At 62.9% G+C, this 16286-nt stretch carries 14 protein-coding genes and 1 riboswitch; of the genes, 6 read left to right on the plus strand and 8 right to left on the minus strand.

The window, feature by feature from the left end:
- Positions 1-86: 86 nt before the first annotated feature.
- The 3 genes from VH564_RS06015 (at position 87) to VH564_RS06025 (ending at position 2898) form a co-directional block, all read left to right on the plus strand.
- On the plus strand, positions 87-986 hold the full coding sequence (locus VH564_RS06015; protein ID WP_423338908.1) for a GIY-YIG nuclease family protein: 900 nt from the start codon (positions 87-89) through the stop codon (positions 984-986).
- A gap of 287 nt (positions 987-1273) precedes the next feature.
- Complete coding sequence (locus tag VH564_RS06020) at positions 1274-1510, plus strand: Lrp/AsnC ligand binding domain-containing protein (protein WP_111219583.1); 237 nt, start codon at positions 1274-1276, stop codon at positions 1508-1510.
- A gap of 197 nt (positions 1511-1707) precedes the next feature.
- Entirely contained in the window at positions 1708-2898 is a 1191-nt protein-coding gene (locus VH564_RS06025; RefSeq protein ID WP_423338909.1) for a glycosyltransferase family 4 protein, read from the plus strand.
- A 51-nt stretch (positions 2899-2949) separates the two neighbouring features.
- Here the strand turns inward: VH564_RS06025 and VH564_RS06030 are convergent, their stop codons facing one another.
- From VH564_RS06030 to epmA, 7 genes are all read right to left on the minus strand, one after another.
- Complete coding sequence (locus VH564_RS06030) at positions 2950-5424, minus strand: glycoside hydrolase family 2 protein (RefSeq protein ID WP_423338910.1); 2475 nt, start codon at positions 5422-5424, stop codon at positions 2950-2952.
- Positions 5425-5437: 13 nt separating this feature from the next.
- A complete protein-coding gene (locus VH564_RS06035; RefSeq protein ID WP_423338911.1) occupies positions 5438-6397 on the minus strand; it encodes a DUF1839 family protein in 960 nt (319 codons plus the stop codon).
- Between the two features lie 8 nt (positions 6398-6405).
- On the minus strand, positions 6406-7314 hold the full coding sequence (locus tag VH564_RS06040; protein ID WP_423338912.1) for an amino acid--[acyl-carrier-protein] ligase: 909 nt from the start codon (positions 7312-7314) through the stop codon (positions 6406-6408).
- A gap of 5 nt (positions 7315-7319) precedes the next feature.
- Positions 7320-8501 carry an acyl-CoA dehydrogenase family protein gene (locus VH564_RS06045; protein ID WP_423338913.1) on the minus strand — a complete coding sequence of 394 codons (1182 nt, stop codon included), beginning with the start codon at positions 8499-8501 and terminating at the stop codon, positions 7320-7322.
- Entirely contained in the window at positions 8501-8752 is a 252-nt protein-coding gene (locus VH564_RS06050) for an acyl carrier protein (RefSeq protein ID WP_423338914.1), read from the minus strand. The genes VH564_RS06045 and VH564_RS06050 overlap by 1 nt, the downstream gene beginning before the upstream one ends.
- Positions 8753-9040: 288 nt before the next feature.
- A complete protein-coding gene (locus tag VH564_RS06055) occupies positions 9041-10102 on the minus strand; it encodes a lysine-2,3-aminomutase-like protein (protein WP_423338915.1) in 1062 nt (353 codons plus the stop codon).
- Positions 10099-11163: an EF-P lysine aminoacylase EpmA gene (epmA, locus tag VH564_RS06060; RefSeq protein WP_423338916.1), complete on the minus strand. Its 1065-nt coding sequence runs from the start codon at positions 11161-11163 to the stop codon at positions 10099-10101. The genes VH564_RS06055 and epmA overlap by 4 nt, the downstream gene beginning before the upstream one ends.
- 148 nt (positions 11164-11311) lie before the next feature.
- On the opposite strand from epmA, the gene efp reads away from it, so the two are divergent.
- On the plus strand, positions 11312-11881 hold the full coding sequence (gene efp / locus VH564_RS06065; RefSeq protein WP_423338917.1) for an elongation factor P: 570 nt from the start codon (positions 11312-11314) through the stop codon (positions 11879-11881).
- An 80-nt stretch (positions 11882-11961) separates the two neighbouring features.
- Here the strand turns inward: efp and VH564_RS06070 are convergent, their stop codons facing one another.
- Positions 11962-13833, minus strand: coding sequence for an ABC transporter ATP-binding protein/permease (locus tag VH564_RS06070; protein ID WP_423338918.1), 1872 nt, complete (start codon positions 13831-13833; stop codon positions 11962-11964).
- A gap of 238 nt (positions 13834-14071) precedes the next feature.
- A riboswitch (SAM riboswitch) is annotated at positions 14072-14147 on the plus strand.
- 54 nt (positions 14148-14201) lie between these two features.
- Between VH564_RS06070 and metA the strand changes: the two genes are divergently transcribed.
- Positions 14202-15125, plus strand: a complete 924-nt coding sequence (gene metA / locus VH564_RS06075) for a homoserine O-acetyltransferase MetA (protein WP_423338919.1) — start codon at positions 14202-14204, stop codon at positions 15123-15125.
- A gap of 106 nt (positions 15126-15231) precedes the next feature.
- The gene (locus VH564_RS06080; RefSeq protein ID WP_423338920.1) at positions 15232-16257 is read left to right on the plus strand and encodes an aldose epimerase family protein; all 1026 of its coding nucleotides are present in this window, start codon (positions 15232-15234) and stop codon (positions 16255-16257) included.
- The last annotated feature ends 29 nt before the right edge of the window (positions 16258-16286 follow it).

Consider the following 16286-nt stretch of genomic DNA (forward strand, 5'->3'; position numbering starts at 1 on the left):
GAGAAGGAACCCCTTACACTCAGTTTCTGATTGAAATATACAACCCAAAGGCATCTCATTGAGGATGTGGGCGGTGCGGAGCTTTCATGGCAAATGGACAATCGTTAGAGCTATTCTTCATCGATGGGAAACCGGATGGAATGCTGACGGCGGAGATTTTCAATTGGACTGGCCACGTGTTGATGACTCCCAGGACGCAGATTAGCGAGGCGCTTCGCAGAAAGGAAGCACGCTACACCGGTGTCTATTTGCTACTCGGTGAGGTCGAGGGCGAGCCTCAGGCCTACATTGGTGAAGGAGAGGATATTTCTGAGCGCATTCGCAATCACGATTCACGGAAGGAGTGGTGGTCTACCGCGGTTCTGATCGTGTCGAGCGCCAACAATCTCAATAAGGCTCACGTAAAGTACTTGGAATCGAGGCTGATTGAACAAGCACGGTCCGTCGGAAGCCTGCGCTTGGAAAACGGCAACGTTCCGGCGAGACCATCGCTCTCTGAGGCGGCACAGTCCAACATGGAGGCGTTCCTTGAATACATACTTATGGTGCTGCCCGCGCTGAGGATCGACAGTTTCCTTGAGAAGAAGCGGCCACAGGTTTCATCCGTGGCGGTAGCCGAGACTGGGATCGAGTTCGAGCTTTTCCTTAAAAAGGAGAACATTGCTGCGACGGCGGTACTTTTGAATGGAGAGTTTATCGTTGAAGCTGGTTCAATGGCTCGGAAAGCCTGGATAGGTGGCCGCGAGGACAAAACATCTTATTGGAAACTGTTTGACGATCTGGTTGAAAAAGGTGTCCTTGCCGATTCTGGCAGCCATCGAGTCTTTAGGGAAAGTTACGCCTTTTCAAGTACTAGCGCTGCTGGCGCTGTGGTCAACGGTCGCTCGACTGCGGGTCCTCTGGCTTGGAAGCTCAAGGGAAGCAGTAAAACCTATCGGGATTGGGAAACGGAGCAACTCACCCTGCAAAATCCTTCCCCCTCCTGACTGCGCAGCCAACCCCAACCTCCCTCATTCCTGTGCTCGTCCGGAATTCAGCCGCCCAAGTCCTTGGGCGAAAAACTCTTCGCGGAGGTCACTGAGTCTTCTCACGGCGCAGACGCGCCGTGGCTGGATCCCTGTGACGAGCACAGGAATGCCGGAACTGTAGGCCTTGGAGGCCTCGAAATTCGGGGCGTTGCGGCGCTGGCAAGACAGGCCTTGCTTGCCTGCCGGGCTTTCGACCATTATGCAGACACCCAGATGATCCGCCTCAACTGCGCCAGGATAAAGCCATGAAGCCCATTTTCGTCCAGCTGCAATGCGCGCCCGGCAAGACCTATGAGGTTGCCGATGCCATCTATCAGACGGAACTGGTCTCCGAACTCTATTCGACCAGCGGCGACTACGACCTGCTGATGAAGGTCTATGTCGGCGAGGACCAGGATATCGGCAAATTCATCAACGACACCATCGCCAATATCCCGGGCATCGTTCGCTCGCTGACGACGCTGACCTTCCGGGCTTTTTGACGGGCGACCGGGTGGCCATGCCGGACGTTGCCGCCAGGCGCGTTAACGGTCCCGCAGTTCGCATTAACCTTACAGCAGCTATGCCGACAGCGATTGAGCCACATTAGCGCTTCCTTAAGCGGCGCGGTGATTTCCTGTTCCATCGGCATGGGACGGATGTCGCGCCGCGGATCAGCCGCCGGCTGGGGAGCGGACGGATGGCATTGGCGCAGGTGGACGGCTTCGACGACGGCAGCGCTTTAGAGCAGCGACCGCTTGTCGTCCACGTCATCAGGCAGTTCCAGCCGCAAGAGAGCGGCCCCGACGATCTCATCGCCAATCTCTGCCATCAGCTATTGGCCCGCCGCTACCGCGTCCGCGTCGTCACCTGCGACAGCTCCGATCCGGAGCGCGACAGGCCGGGTGATGGCGGTACCGACGGCCTCGAAATCGTCCGCATTCCCTGGTTCGGCAGCGCCAGCTATCCCGCCGCGCCGCAGGTCTTCAGGCACCTGGCCGATGCCGACCTGCTGCATGTCCACGATGCCGGCTTCTTCTTCGACGCGCTCGCCTGGGGGCGGTTGCTGCATCGCCGACCGATGGTCGCCACGACGCGCGGCGACTTTGCCCAGGACCAGGAACGGGCTGGCCTTCGCAGGCTGTTGCCGCGTCTTGCCAACAGGATCTCCTGCCACGCCTATCGGCGGCTCATCTGCAGCCGCCCGGCCGACTACCGGCTGTTGGAACCGATTGCCGGCAGCCGCGCGACACTGATCGAAGGCGGCGTCGACATCACAAAATTTGCCAGTTGCGCCGCCCTCGACCCTCGCCGCAGGATCGTCACCCTTGCCCGGCTTTCGTCCGATGAACGGTTGGAACGGCTGCTCGCCGTCATGCAGGCCCTGGCGCCGCGCCACCCCGACTGGCATCTCGACATCATCGGCATGTCGGGCGATCTCGACCGGACGGTGCTGGAGACGGAGATCAGATCTCGCGGCCTGTCGCGGCATGTCTCCGTACATCTGTCGCTCGACGACGGCGCCATCCGCAACCTCATCGCCCGCGCCTCGCTGTTTGCCTCGGCCTCGGACAGCGAGACAAGCGACCGTGCCGCTGTCGAGGCCATGAGTGCCGGTCTGCTGCCGGTGCTGCACGACAACCTATCTTTTCGGTCCCTGGGGGACGCCCATCCGGCCCTGAGGATCGCCGATTTCTCCTTGCCCCAGCAGGCCGCGAGATCCCTCGAGACGGCCTTCACGCAGCTGGCGACGGAGGGAGAGGCTTTGCGCGAAACGCTGATCCGGGGCTCGCGCGCCCATGCCTGGGACCGGGTGGCGGAGCGCTATATCGCCGCCTACGACGCGGCGCTGCTTGCCGACCACCGCTCTAGCGCGGCGCCCCACCGGTAACGCCTGCGGGCATGGCGTCGATCACCGCGCCGGAAATGTGCGCCCGGCAGTTCAAGCCGAAAAGCCGCGACGACTGCTGACGGTGCCGATCTCCAAGCGCGGCGGCACTTCGCCCTGTCCTTCCCCGGTCGGGATGAGCTTGACCCTGCGCAGGACGCCGGGTGCGAGATGGAACCAATCGTCCTCTGCGCGGTATCCGTCGGCGTCGATGTGGACGCTCTGGGCGAGCCTGTCGCTCTGCAGGTCGACGAACCACTGCCCCTCGCCACCGCCCAGGCTTGCGACGATTTCGGCATCGTGGAAGGCCCTGGCGCGGCCGAGCGGAAAATGGAAGGCCTCGGCGACAAGGTCGCCCGAGACCAGCGACCGCAGCCGCGCAACGGTGACATCGTGGGAGGGAGGGCCGAAGCGGAACGCGTAGGTCGTGTCGAAAAAGGCGCCGAACAGGTCGGTGCAGGCGATTTCCGCGTTGGCGCGCGCCGCCAGCGCCACCTCGCGGCGGCCGCTGACCACCACCTGCCGACCGTCCCGCAGCGCCGAGACCTCGAGATCGAGCGCCAGCGGCAGGCCGGTCTCATTGATGACATGGACGCTGAGGCCATTGGTGCCCTCGTCGGTCAGCAGCACCTGTACCGCCCGGAAGGCCCGGCGCATCGCATACCAGACCGGCTTCGGCAGGGCGGTGGAATCGATCACGCCCCAGCCGGGGCCGGGCATGAGGTCCTGCAGCGTCCAGACCAGCGCGCCGTTGCAGCCGGAGCCACTGCGGCGCCACTCGCCATAGGTCGCCTCCAGCACCTCGCCGGTGACGGCACGCGACAGATCGAGATAGAACTCCGGGTCCTCGCGGCGCAGGCGATCCGGCTCGAAGCCGTAGAGTTCCCTGAGATAATGATCGCGGACATCCTCGAAATCCCAGGAGGCGCCGCGGTCGCGTGGCACGCGAGATTTCCATAGCGGGCTATGGACTGCGGGCACGGCGAGATGGGCGGAGAGCGTGCTCTGGCACGGAACATGCGCGAAGGCGAGGCTTTCGGCCGCAAAGCGGACGTCGGCGCGGCGCGCATCATCGAGCGGCCGCATATAGGCGCCGACGCCGTAGTAATGCGTAACGCCATGGCTGGGCGAAAACGGCATGGGGCCGCCGATGGGAGAATTGGCGACATAGGCAAGGTCGGGACGCTCGCGGAGCGCTACGCCCGGCAGGATCTGCTCCGTCACCGGGTTCAGCCAGAAGCGTTCCGGCAGGCCCATCATCGCCGCCTGCTGATACATTTCGCTGCCACCGCAGAGGATCGCAAGCGACGGCGACAACCGCGTCGCATCGAAAAACTGTGTGGCTTCACGCTCGACATGGGCGTGGAAGGCCTTGTCCGCCTTCGGATAATCGAAATTGGCGAACATGAAGTCCTGCCAGACGAGGATGCCGAGTTCGTCGCAGAGACGGAAGAATTCGGGCGTCTCATAGGCCATCGTGCCGCCGATCCGCACCATGTTCATGCCGGCTTCCGCCACCAGCTGCAGCCAGGGCTCGTAGACCTGTCGATCGCCGGGCATTCGGACGATGTCGGCCGCAGCCCAGACGGCGCCCCGGCAGAAAATCCGCTCGCCATTGACGACGAGGCCGAAATCCCGGCCATCGGCGCCGCGGTCGATCGTGATGCGACGAAAGCCGGTCCGGCCGGCATCATGGGCAACGCCATCGATAACAAGCGCGATGTCATGGAGAACGGGCGATCCGTGGCTGTTCGGCCACCAGGGCTGGACGTTGGGGATGCGCAGCGTTCCGGCCCAATGGCCGCTGCCATCGTGAACGAGGCTCTGTTCAACACCGGCGCAGCGGAGAAGAATGGAGCCGGTGGTGCCCTCGACATCGAACGAGGCGTGCAGCACGCCCTCGCCGGCCTCGGTCAGATCAGGCTGCAGCTTGAGATCGCGGATGACGACGACGCCCGGTCGCAGCAGCGACACCGGCCGCCAGGGGCCGACGCAATGGATTTCCGGGCACCAACCGGGCATGTAGCCGAGCAGCGTCGTGCGCACCATGCGCAACCCCTGCTGCGCAATCATCTGCGGCCGCCAGCGGGCACGCGGACCGGGCTCTGACAGAAGCGGCGCAAGCGCGCGAAAACACAGCGCCAGCTCGTCGCCGCCGACAAGCGTCACCGGCAGGTCATGGCTCTCGAACATGCTGTCGCTGGAGAGAAGCTTCACACCGTTGAGGAAGACGTCGCAAAGCGTGGCCAAGCCGCCGAGCCTGAGCACGGCATCGCCCGGCGCAGCATCGACCAGCCGGCAGAGATACCAGGCATCCTGATTATCGAGCGGCCTCGGCCGCTCGCGGTCGAACAGCCCCGCCTTCTCCAGCGCCCCGGCAACCGTGCCCGGCACCATCGCCGGAATGAAGGCCGCCCCGATCGACACGTCGGCCGGCGTCTCCCAGGCGCCCGGCGCGGTCAGCACCAGGTTCCATCCCTCGGTCAGCAGCACCTCTTCAGCACCGATGCCTGCCAAACGCCGCTGCATTGTCATGTTCCGATCAGATCTGCCGTTCCAACTGCCCGACCATGGCATCCCATGCCTCGGCGGCCGGATCAAGGGCTGCGTGCAGCGGCTCGAATTTCCGCCGCGTCACCGCCCGGGCCATCTGGAACTGCACCGATTTCGCTGCCTCGGACAGGCAACGGGCAGCGCTACTGGCGGCTGCGAACTCAGGCGAAAGCCAGTCGAGATGGCTGCCGGCCAATTCGAAATTGGCGCCGACCTGGCGCAGGGTGTTGAAGGCATATTTGTGGAAGACGGAGAACGGCCGGTCGGCGATGGCCTCGACCTCAGCGGCAAACACCTTGGCAAAGGCGCGGATCGGGTTTTCCGCCGGGCGCCGGGCAAAGTGAAAGGCCAGCAGACGACGCGCCGTTTGGCGGATCTCCGCCTCCGCAGGCGGGCGTTCGGCGAATTTGGCGAATTCGGCATAGGGCAGGAAAGGCAGCGCGTCTGCGGGCTGGTTCTTCTGGAAGACGCCGTCGTAATCCTCGCCGTCAAGCCGGAAGAAGCCGCCATTGTGGAAGTAGTCGAGCTCCCGGCCAATGGGGTCGAGCCGGTTGATCGCCACCGTCGTCTTGCCGTGCTCGATGCGATAGGCGACGCCCTTGGTATCGGGCATATGGAAGGAATCCATCTCGACGAGGCAGAGCCGGCCGCGCGCGATCTGGACGGCAATATGCCGCTCGACATCGTCGTAGATGGCAAGTTCGGTGCATCTGATGCCATAGAGCGCCTCGAGGTCCTCGAGCGGCACCTTGAAGAAGGTGAACTGGTCGCCCTCGAAATCCTGGCCCATGGTGAAGCCGAGCATGGCCTCCGGCGGCAGGCCGATTGTATTCAGGACCTCGATCCACAGATCGATATAGCAGTTGGTTTCCGGCCACATGCGCGCGCTATCGTGCAGCACATGGGTTGAATAGGCTGCCGGATCGAGCCCTGAAAAGACTGATGGCATCGACGCGATCAGCCCCACAGGACGTCACGCACCGAAGCTGGCCAAGCCTTGACGTCGAGGCCGTGGTGGTGGAACAGCGCCAGCGCGATGCGCTCGAGGCCGAAACCGACGCAGGCCGTGTGCGCGACCTTGCCATCGGCAAGGTTGAGGCCCCACTTGGTGCCGAACGAATCCTGGTGATAGTTGAAGCTCATGCAGGCCGTCGGATTGGCGGTCGAGGTGATCGGGATCAAGAGCTCGAATTTCAGGTTCTGGTCGCGCTGGTTGTTGACCATCATCTTGCCGGCGCGGCCGAAGAAAGGATCGTTGGCGACATCGATGACCACCTCGAGACCGACCGACTTCATCATCTCGACGCCGCGATCCATCCAGCTCTGGCGGAAATCGGTGACGTGCTGCTCGGTGCCCATGCAGACATATTCGCGCATGCGGAACAGCTGCTGGCGGGCCGGATCCTGCGACGGTTCATGGCGGAAGCAATAGGACTGCAGGTCGAACAGCGCGCCCTCCGTCGGCAGATTGCCGCGCTTTGCAACCGTCGGATAGAGCGGATAGCAGGCGGCCGGCGTCAGCACGATCTCGGTCGCTTCCTGGCCCTTGGTCCAGTCGTCGCCGACTTCCATGCATTTCAGAAGGTTCATGTGGTCCATCTCGCCGCCGCAGAAGCTGTGGACCGTGCCGGCCAGCTGCGGGAAGCTCTTCATGTAACCGCTCTTTTCGAAGATGGCGCGGTTCATGCCGGGCGGGAAGCGCATGGCCTCGGCGCCATCGCCGCCGCCGAACCTGTCGATCAGCCGCTCGAAGGCGGCGATGACGTCCTCGAACTGGCCGCTGCGGCCGTAGAGGCCGTCGACGCCGGTGTCGATCAGTAGTCCGGATTCAAAGAGGCGGTCGAGAAAGGAAACCTGCATGTCCATGGCGCTTACCCCAGCAAATTTGTGTCTTGTTTGTGGACCAGCAGCATCGTCGATGTGTTGGCAAGGATGCGGTCGTTGGAAATCATCAGCTGCGCGGAATAGGCATCGCGCAGATGGCGTCCGAGGCTGTAGGGCGTGCCGTTCTTGTAGCCCATGATGCCGCAGATCAGCATGGCCTCGTTGATGATCGGCAGGATCGCCTCCGAGGTGGAAATCTTGACGTTGTTCATCGATGCGGCGAAGGCCATCGACGACAGCCGGTCGACATCTGCCTTGGCGTCCTCATAGACTTTCAAAGCGGCAACGACGTTGGACTTGACCATCTGCAGCTGGCCGGAGGCATCCGCCAGACGCAGGGCACCGGGAGGCGCTGTACCCGGCGACTTGCGGGCGGCAGCGCGCACGAAAGCCTGGGCCCGGGCAACCGCGTCGGCGGCGATGCCGTACCAGAGGGCGCTCCACAGCAGATGCGAGGTCGCCAGCATCGACTGCGCCGCGATTTCGGCGAAGGGCTTCGGCAGGATCTGGACGGCAGGTGCCTCGCCCTTGAACAGAAAACCGTCCGAGCAGGTGCCGCGCATGCCGAGCGTGTCCCAGACGACCGTGCGCTCGAGCGAATATTGATCCTTGAGGAAGGCCGTCAGCACCTGGTCGGAGGGCGCTGCATCCGCGTGGGCGCGGGAGGTGATGAGGATGGCATCGGCGTGGTTGCCGTAGGAAATGACCGTGGCGTCCTTTTCCAGGAAGCACTGGTCGCCTTCGACGCGGATGGCGCAGATGCTGTTGCGCATGTTGCCGCCAATGCCGCCTTCGGTGGTGGCGGAGGCAAGCAGCAGTTGGTCGCGGGTGATGCGGCGCATGAACTCGCGATGCCAGTCGCTGGCGGCGCCATGTTCGACCAGGCTCGACAGCTTGATCTGGTGCATGGCGAAAATCATCGCGCTGGCAGCGCAGGCCTGGCCCAGCACGGCGCAGAGGGCTGCGATATCGGTGATGCTCGCCGCCTCGCCGCCGAAATCCGTGGGGATCTGAATGGACAGCAGCCGCTCGGCTTTCATGGCGGTCACCGCCTCGCGCGGAAACCGGCTTTCGCTATCGACCGCATCGGCGTGCTTGGCTGCGATCGCGGCGACGCGCGCGGCGCGGCTCGTCAGGTCGTCTGTCCCAATCGCCACCGCCACGTTCATCAGGCGACCTTTCGACTGCCGAGGATCATGTCCACCGTCTTTTCGATGGCGCCGATGCTGGCGAAGGATTTGCGGTTGAGCAGATTGTCCGGGAATTCCATGTCAAACTCCTCTTCCAGGCCCAGCATCAGCTGGACCGAGGCGAAGGAGGACAGGCCTGCCGCATACAGATCGGCATCGTCGGCAATGTCGGCAACCGGCACAGGCAGGCCACCAAAACGGGTCAGCAATCCGCGAATTGTTTCATTCATTCGATCATCTCCAGGTGTCGCAGGCAGCCAGCCCGCCTCATCTGGAGTTGTTCTAGCGTTAAAAATCGAACATTCCGCTAACTGGTCTGGTTAAAGAAAAGTAAGGTTTTCCATCGAATTTTAGTGGAGCGCGCCGGGCCTATGAACAAAATCGGACAACAGACATGAGAATAGCATAGTTTAGCGAAGCTCGCCTTACGGAATAAACTCGTGCGCCCACAAAATTACCTGTGGTTTTCTAAAACATGGATCACTACGGCACACTTTCATTGGTTAACGCAGCCCGTTCTACGAACTGCCTTTTGCCGGCGGATAGTCATGCGACTGGCCTTGATAGTCCGAAACCGAATAACACCCCTCGCCGACGTCGCGGATGGCGCTCTTCCCGATGTCGGCCTTGCCATAGCCGCCGGGGATGTCGAGGATGTAGGTCGGTTGGCAAAGCCCCGACAACCGGCCGCGCAACTCCGCCACCAGCCGCTGCCCCTCGGCGATCGCCAGCCGGAAATGGCTGGTGCCCGGCGCAAGGTCGGGATGGTGCAGGTAATAGGGCTTGATCCGCGTCTCGACGAAACCGCGCATCAGCGCGGCGAGCACGGCGGGATCGTCGTTGACCCCCTTCAAAAGCACGGACTGGCTGACCATGACGATACCGGCATCGACCAGCCGGGCGCAGGCGGCGCGCGCCTCGGCCGTCAGCTCGCGCGGATGGTTGGCATGCAGCGCCACGTAGACGGTCTTGCCGCTGGATTTCAACGCCGCGACCAGCGCCGCGTCGACCTTCTGCGGGTCGACGACCGGCACGCGCGTGTGGAAGCGGACGATCTTGACGTGGTCGATGGCGGAGAGGCCGGCCAACAGCTCCTCGAGCCGACGCGGAGACAGCACGAGCGGATCGCCGCCGGTCAGGATGACTTCCCAGATCTCCGGATGATTGCGGATATAGTCGAAGGCGCCGGCGAGCTCGCCCGCATCGAGCGTGCCGAGACCCTGCGGACCGACCATTTCGCGGCGGAAGCAGAAGCGGCAATAGACCGGGCAGACATGCACTGCCTTCAGCAGCACCCGATCCGGATAGCGGTGGACGATGCCGGCCACCGGACTATGGGCCGCATCGCCGATCGGATCGGCCCGCTCCTCCGGCGTCACCACCAACTCAGCCTGGTCGGGGACAAATTGCCGGGCGATCGGATCGTTGGGGTCCGAGCGGTCGATCAGCGCCGCGATGGCAGGCGTCAACGCGATGGCATAGCGGGCGGCAACTGCCTCCAGCGACGCCGCCTGCGCCGCATCGACCAGCGATGCCCGCTCGAGATCCTCGACGGTCTTGATCGGCCGCAGCACATTCATGCGCCGAACTCCGCCACCGGCGCCCACAAAACCTGCTCGATGCGCGAGGCACCGGTCGCCAGCATCGCCAGCCGGTCGAAACCGAGGGCAATGCCGCTCGCTTCTGGCATGACGGAAAGCGCGTCGAGAAAATCCTCGTCGAGCGGATAGGTCTCGCCGTAGATCCGCGCCTTCTCGGCCATCTCGATCTCGAACCGCCGCCGCTGCTCGTCGGCATTGGTGAGCTCGCCGAAGCCATTGGCGAGTTCGACGCCGCAGGCATAGAGTTCGAAGCGCTCGGCGACACGGGGATCGCGGGCGGAAGGCCGGGCAAGGGCCGCTTCCGATACCGGATATTCGTCGAGCACAGTCGGCCGGCCGAAGCCGAGATGCGGCTCGATCTTTTCCACCAGCACGCGGCTGAACATATCGGCCCAACCATCGTCCTGGGCAACGCGCATGCCGACACGCCTGAGTTCCGCAGCCAGGCTCTCCCGGTTGGTCTGCCCGTCCGGGGCGACGGAAGACAGAAGGTCGATGCCGGCATGGCGTTCGAAGGCAGCGGCGACGCTGAGGCGCTCCGGTTCGGCAAAGGGATCGCACTCGGCGCCGCGATAGGTGAGCCGGCCGGCGCCGACGGTTGCTGCGGCAAGCCGCAGGATGGCAACGCAATCGGCCATCAACTGCTCGTAGCCTTCACCGACGCGATACCATTCGAGCATGGTGAATTCGGGATGGTGCAGGGGCCCGCGCTCGCGGTTGCGATACACATGCGAAAAGCATGCAATGCGCTGCTCGCCGGCCGCCAGCAGCTTCTTGCAGGCAAATTCGGGCGATGTATGCAGATAGAAGGCCGCCGCCTGGCCGTCCGTCGTCAACGCCTCGGTGGCGAAAGCATGCAGATGGGCCTCGTTGCCCGGTGATCGCTGCAGCGTCGCCGTATCGACCTCGATGAAGTCGGCCGACGCGAAAAAGCCGCGCAGGGCCGCCTGGATGGCGTTGCGGCCAAGTAGAAAGGGTCGCCGATCCGCATGAACGCCGGGTGTCCACCAGGGAGATGCTTTTGTCATGCTGGCGTTCATTCCGCGCTTTCTTTCAAGGATACGCCGCGACGGGGTGGCTATTTCCGCGATTTTAGGTTAGTTGCGCCCCCACGAAAACATTGCTGCATCGGGAACTCGGCTCTGCCCGTCCTCTACGATGCCCAAAGCCGCGTTACAAGGAAGTCTTATGGTCAAGGTTATCGCCTCTTCGATCCGCAAGGGCAACGTGCTTGAAGTGGACGGCAAGCTCTACGTCGTGCTGACGGCCGCCAATTTCCACCCCGGCAAGGGCACGCCGGTCACCCAGATCGACATGCGCCGGATTTCCGACGGCACGAAGGTGTCGGAACGTTGGCGCACGACCGAACAGGTCGAGCGCGCCTTCGTCGAAGACGTCAACCATCAGTATCTCTACGAGGACAGCGAAGGCTTCCACTTCATGAACCCGGAAAACTACGACCAGGTCGTGGTTGATGTCGAAACCATGGGTGACGACAAGGCCTATCTGCAGGAAGGCATGACCTGCATCCTGTCGATGCATGAAGGCATCGCGCTCGCCATCCAGATGCCACGCACCGTGACGCTGGAAATCATGGAGACCGAGCCGGTCGTCAAGGGCCAGACGGCGTCTTCTTCCTACAAGCCGGCCATGCTGTCGAACGGCGTGCGCACCATGGTACCGCCGCACATCAATGCCGGCACCCGCGTCGTCATCATGACTGAGGACAACTCCTACATGGAACGCGCCAAGGACTGATCCGAACCTTGAGCCGCCCACATGACAAAGCCCCGAACGCGCAAGCGTCGGGGCTTTTTCGTATCCGGCGACCATGAACATCAGACGGGAGGCGCCGGTTCCTTGCGGAGCGGCACGCGCCGGGTGGCGCTCGGCCTGCGGACGCCTGCAGCCCCCGGCTTTTGCGGTGGCGCCGTCGGGTCCGGTGGCACCAGGGCCTGCAGATGCAGCACGCGTGGCGACATGGCTTCCAGATAGGCCTCGGAGCGGCCGATGTAGATCATCGTCGTCTCCTTCAGCTCGCTGAGAACGGCAACGAGCCGCTTCTGCAGATCCGGTTCGAGGCCCTCAAGCGTCTCGTCGAGGATCAGCCAGCGGGGCTTGGCCAGAAGCGCATGGGCAAAGCCGACGGCCTTCTGCTCGTCGCTGTCGAGCACGCGGTCCCAGCGGGCCTGCGTGTCCAGCTTGCCCTTCAACCTGCCAAGCCCGGCCTTCTCGATCGCCATCATGAGATCGGCGTCCGGATAGGCCTGGTGTTCCTGCGGGAAGGTCATCGCCTCGCGCAGCGTGCCGCTCGGCACATAGGCGCTGTGCGGCATGAACAGCATGTCTTCCATCGGCGGCAGATCGATTTCGCCCTTGCCGCAATGCCATTCCCCGGCCAGCGCCTGGAACAGCAGCTTGCGGTTCACCCCGTGGTCGCCATTGATCATGATGTGTTCGCCGGCCGTGATGGTGACAGTTCCCTCGCGGATGCGGAAACCGTTCTCGATGACGTCATCGGCCGTCTTGGTGGAGACTTCGAGATCCTTCAGCACCAGCATGTCGGGCGCGGCGCGGGCGACCTCGATCATGTTCGGCAGCTGTTCCTCGACATCCATCTCGACCACCGCCTCGCGGAAATCGGTGACGCGCATCAGGGTCGCCCGCCATTCGGCGATCGGGCCGAAATTGGCGACATACCAGCGCAGCGCCGTGTTCACCTGGTTGAAGGCGCCGACCACCATCATCAGCTGGCCGATGCTGAGCCCGCCGGAGAAATAGGCGGGGGCCGCCACCAGGATCGGGATGACAAGCACCATCCAGCCATAGCTGGCCGACACCCAGGTCAGGTTGGTGTTGGCCATCGCCAGCTTGCGGATGACGCCGAGCACCGAGGAAATATCGCCGTTGATGCGCCGGCGCTCGTTTTCCTGGCCGCCGGCGATGGTGATCGACGGCATGTATTCGTTGGCATGCATCAGCGCGAAGCGCAGCTCGGCTTCCTTGGAGTAGCGGTCGGCATTCAGCCGCACCAGCTTGCCGCCGACGAACTGGCTGAGGAAGGAGGCGGACGCCGCATAGATGATCGCCGCCCAGACCATGTAGCCGGGGATGGAGAAGCTGGTGCCGCGGAAATGGAAGATGAAGCCGCTCGACAGCTCCCAGAGCACGCCGATGAAGCTGATCAGAAGGATGGTCGACTGGACGAGGCCGATGGCAAGACCGGTGGTGCTTTCGGCGAGATTGCGGGCGTCCTCGTGCAGGCGCTGATCCGGGTTGACGCCGATCAGGCCCGATGACGCCAGCCTCAGCGCGCGCTTGCCCTTTAGCCACTGGTCGACCAGGTCGCGCGCCAGGCCCTCGCGCATGTAGAGCGCCGCCATCTGGTTGAGCCAGGCCTGGATGACGTTGAGAACGAGCAGGGATCCGGCGATCATTCCGAACACGCCGAGCTGCTTGACGAATTCGTCGATATCCCGCCGGGCGAGCGAATCGTAGAAGGGCGCGTTCCATTCGTTGAGCAGGACCTGCACATAGGCGGTCACGAGAATGATGGCGAACAGCGATACGACGAGCGAGATGAGCCGGAAGCGGACCGGCGAATGCCAGAAGGCCGATATCATCATTCTCAGCCTGTAAAGGAGACTGAACTCGTAACCGACGCGGGCATCGCCCTGTACGCTGGGCTTCTCTGTCGTATCAACGGCCATTCGTCATTCCTGAATTCTCTTCCCTCAGATAGTCATGGCCACCGCACATGTCCATCCATGCGAGCCCAAAGCGCCTGGCGCCTGCGGTTCCTGGCCTGGAACCGCCCTCCTCCAGCCCGAGATTGCGCTCCAAACCTTATAAAAGCCTTATACGGCCCAGGCGCATCAGAGTTTCGCAGCCGACCCTTGCCCGAGGCGTTCAAGCGATGCTTATTGATTCGCAGCCCGTCCGGCGCTATCTAGGCTCGGTGGTGATTTGGCCGGCCGGCTTGCAGCCACGTTAAATAAGTCGCTAAAATCTGGGCCGCATGCGGACCTCTAGCGATTCGATTTATCGCCGCCGGTTTTTGTTAGATCGAGTAACGCGCATGCCCATCAAGATTCCCGACACGCTGCCCGCCTTCGATACCCTCGTCAACGAAGGTGTCAGGGTGATGACCGAGACGATGGCTGTCCGCCAGGACATCCGTCCGCTGCAGATCGGGCTTCTCAATCTCATGCCGAACAAGATCAAGACCGAGGTGCAGATGGCCCGCCTGGTCGGCGCCTCTCCCCTGCAGGTCGAACTGTCGCTGGTCCGCATCGGTGGCCACAAGGCGAAGAATACCTCGGAAGAGCATCTGCTGTCCTTCTACGAGACCTGGGACGAGATCAAGCACCGCAAGTTCGACGGGTTCATCATCACAGGTGCGCCGATCGAGCTGCTGGACTACGAGGACGTGACCTATTGGGAAGAGATGCGGCAGATCCTCGACTGGACGGCCACCAATGTCCATTCGACGCTGAACGTCTGCTGGGGCGCCATGGCGGCGATCTACCACTTCCACGGCGTGCCGAAATACACGCTGAAGGAAAAGGCATTCGGCGTCTACCGGCACCAGAACCTGAACCCTTCTTCGGTCTATCTGAACGGCTTCTCCGACGATTTCGGCGTGCCGGTGTCGCGCTGGACCGAGGTGCGGCGCAAGGAGGTCGAGGCGGTGCCGGGGCTCGAAATCCTGATGGAATCGCCGGAAATGGGCATTTGTCTGGTGCACGAGAAGGCTGGCAAGCGGCTCTACATGTTCAACCATGTCGAATACGATTCGACCTCGCTCGCCGACGAATACTTCCGTGACGTCAACGCCGGCGTGCCCATCAAGATGCCGCACGACTACTTCCCGCACAACGATCCGACGCTGACCCCGCCGAACCGCTGGCGCAGCCACGCCCACCTGTTCGTCGGCAACTGGATCAACGAGATCTACCAGACGACGCCTTATGATATGGCCAAAATCGGCGAGCAAAAATAAGCACTTCGACAGAGTCCCGACAGGCTTCGCCCAGTTCGCGGGTTGCGGATGACAGCGAATGGAGGCAGGGTCGGGGCCTCACTTTATAGCCAGATGGGATGAGCAAATGACGGACAGCACTTTGCAGCGAGACGTTTTCGGCAAGACCGCGGACGGCGAAACGGTCCACCGTGTCAGGATACAGGGCGGCGGGCTGACCGCCCACGTCATTACCTGGGGTGCCGTGATCCAGGACCTGCGGCTCGAAAACCATGGCCCTTCCCTGACGCTCGGCTTCGACACGTTCGAGAACTACCCGCTCTATTCGCCCTATTTCGGCGCGACGCCGGGCCGCTGCGCCAACCGGATTGCCGATGGCAGGTTCACCCTCGAGGGCAAGGACTACCAGCTCGACCTCAACGAGAAGGGCACCACCCACCTTCACGGCGGCAAGGACAACATTGCACTGCGCAACTGGACGATCGTCGAGCACGCGTCCGACCGCGTCGTGCTCAAGATCGTCGATCCCGATGGACGCGGTGGCTATCCGGGCAATTGCACGATCCAGGCGACCTATTGGGTGCATGGCAGCGGCGAGCTGTCGGTGACCTACGAGACGACCAGCGACCAGCCGACCGTCGCCAATGTCTGCCAGCACGCCTATTTCAATCTCGATGGCCGCGACGATGCGCTCGACCACGACATCATGATTGCCGCCGACCACTATCTCCCCACCGACGAACGCCAGATTCCGACCGGCGAAATCGCCCCCGTCGCCGGCACGCCTTTCGATTTCCGCGAGATGGCGCCGATGAAGCGCTTCGTCGGCAGCGAGCAGGTTCTCTACGACCATAATTTCTGCCTGTCGCGCACGCATGTCGCCAAGCGCGCAGTGGTTCTGGCCCGCAGCATCAATTCCGGCGTCTCGCTGGAAGTGCGCACCACTGAGCCCGGTGTCCAGCTCTATGCCGGCTTCAAGCTCGATGTGCCGGTGCCCGGCATCGACGGCAAGAAGATGGGGCCATTCGCCGGTTTCTGCCTGGAGACGCAGATCTGGCCCGACGCCATCAACCAGCCAGGCTTCCCGAATGCAGCGCTTCATCCCGGCGAAGTGCTGCGCCAGGAAACCGATTACATCTTCAGCAAGAACTGAGCCGAGCCACCGAGCAAACCGGCCGAGCA

Origin of the sequence: Rhizobium sp. HT1-10 (assembly GCF_049472505.1) — a bacterium.
Classification (GTDB): domain Bacteria; phylum Pseudomonadota; class Alphaproteobacteria; order Rhizobiales; family Rhizobiaceae; genus Rhizobium.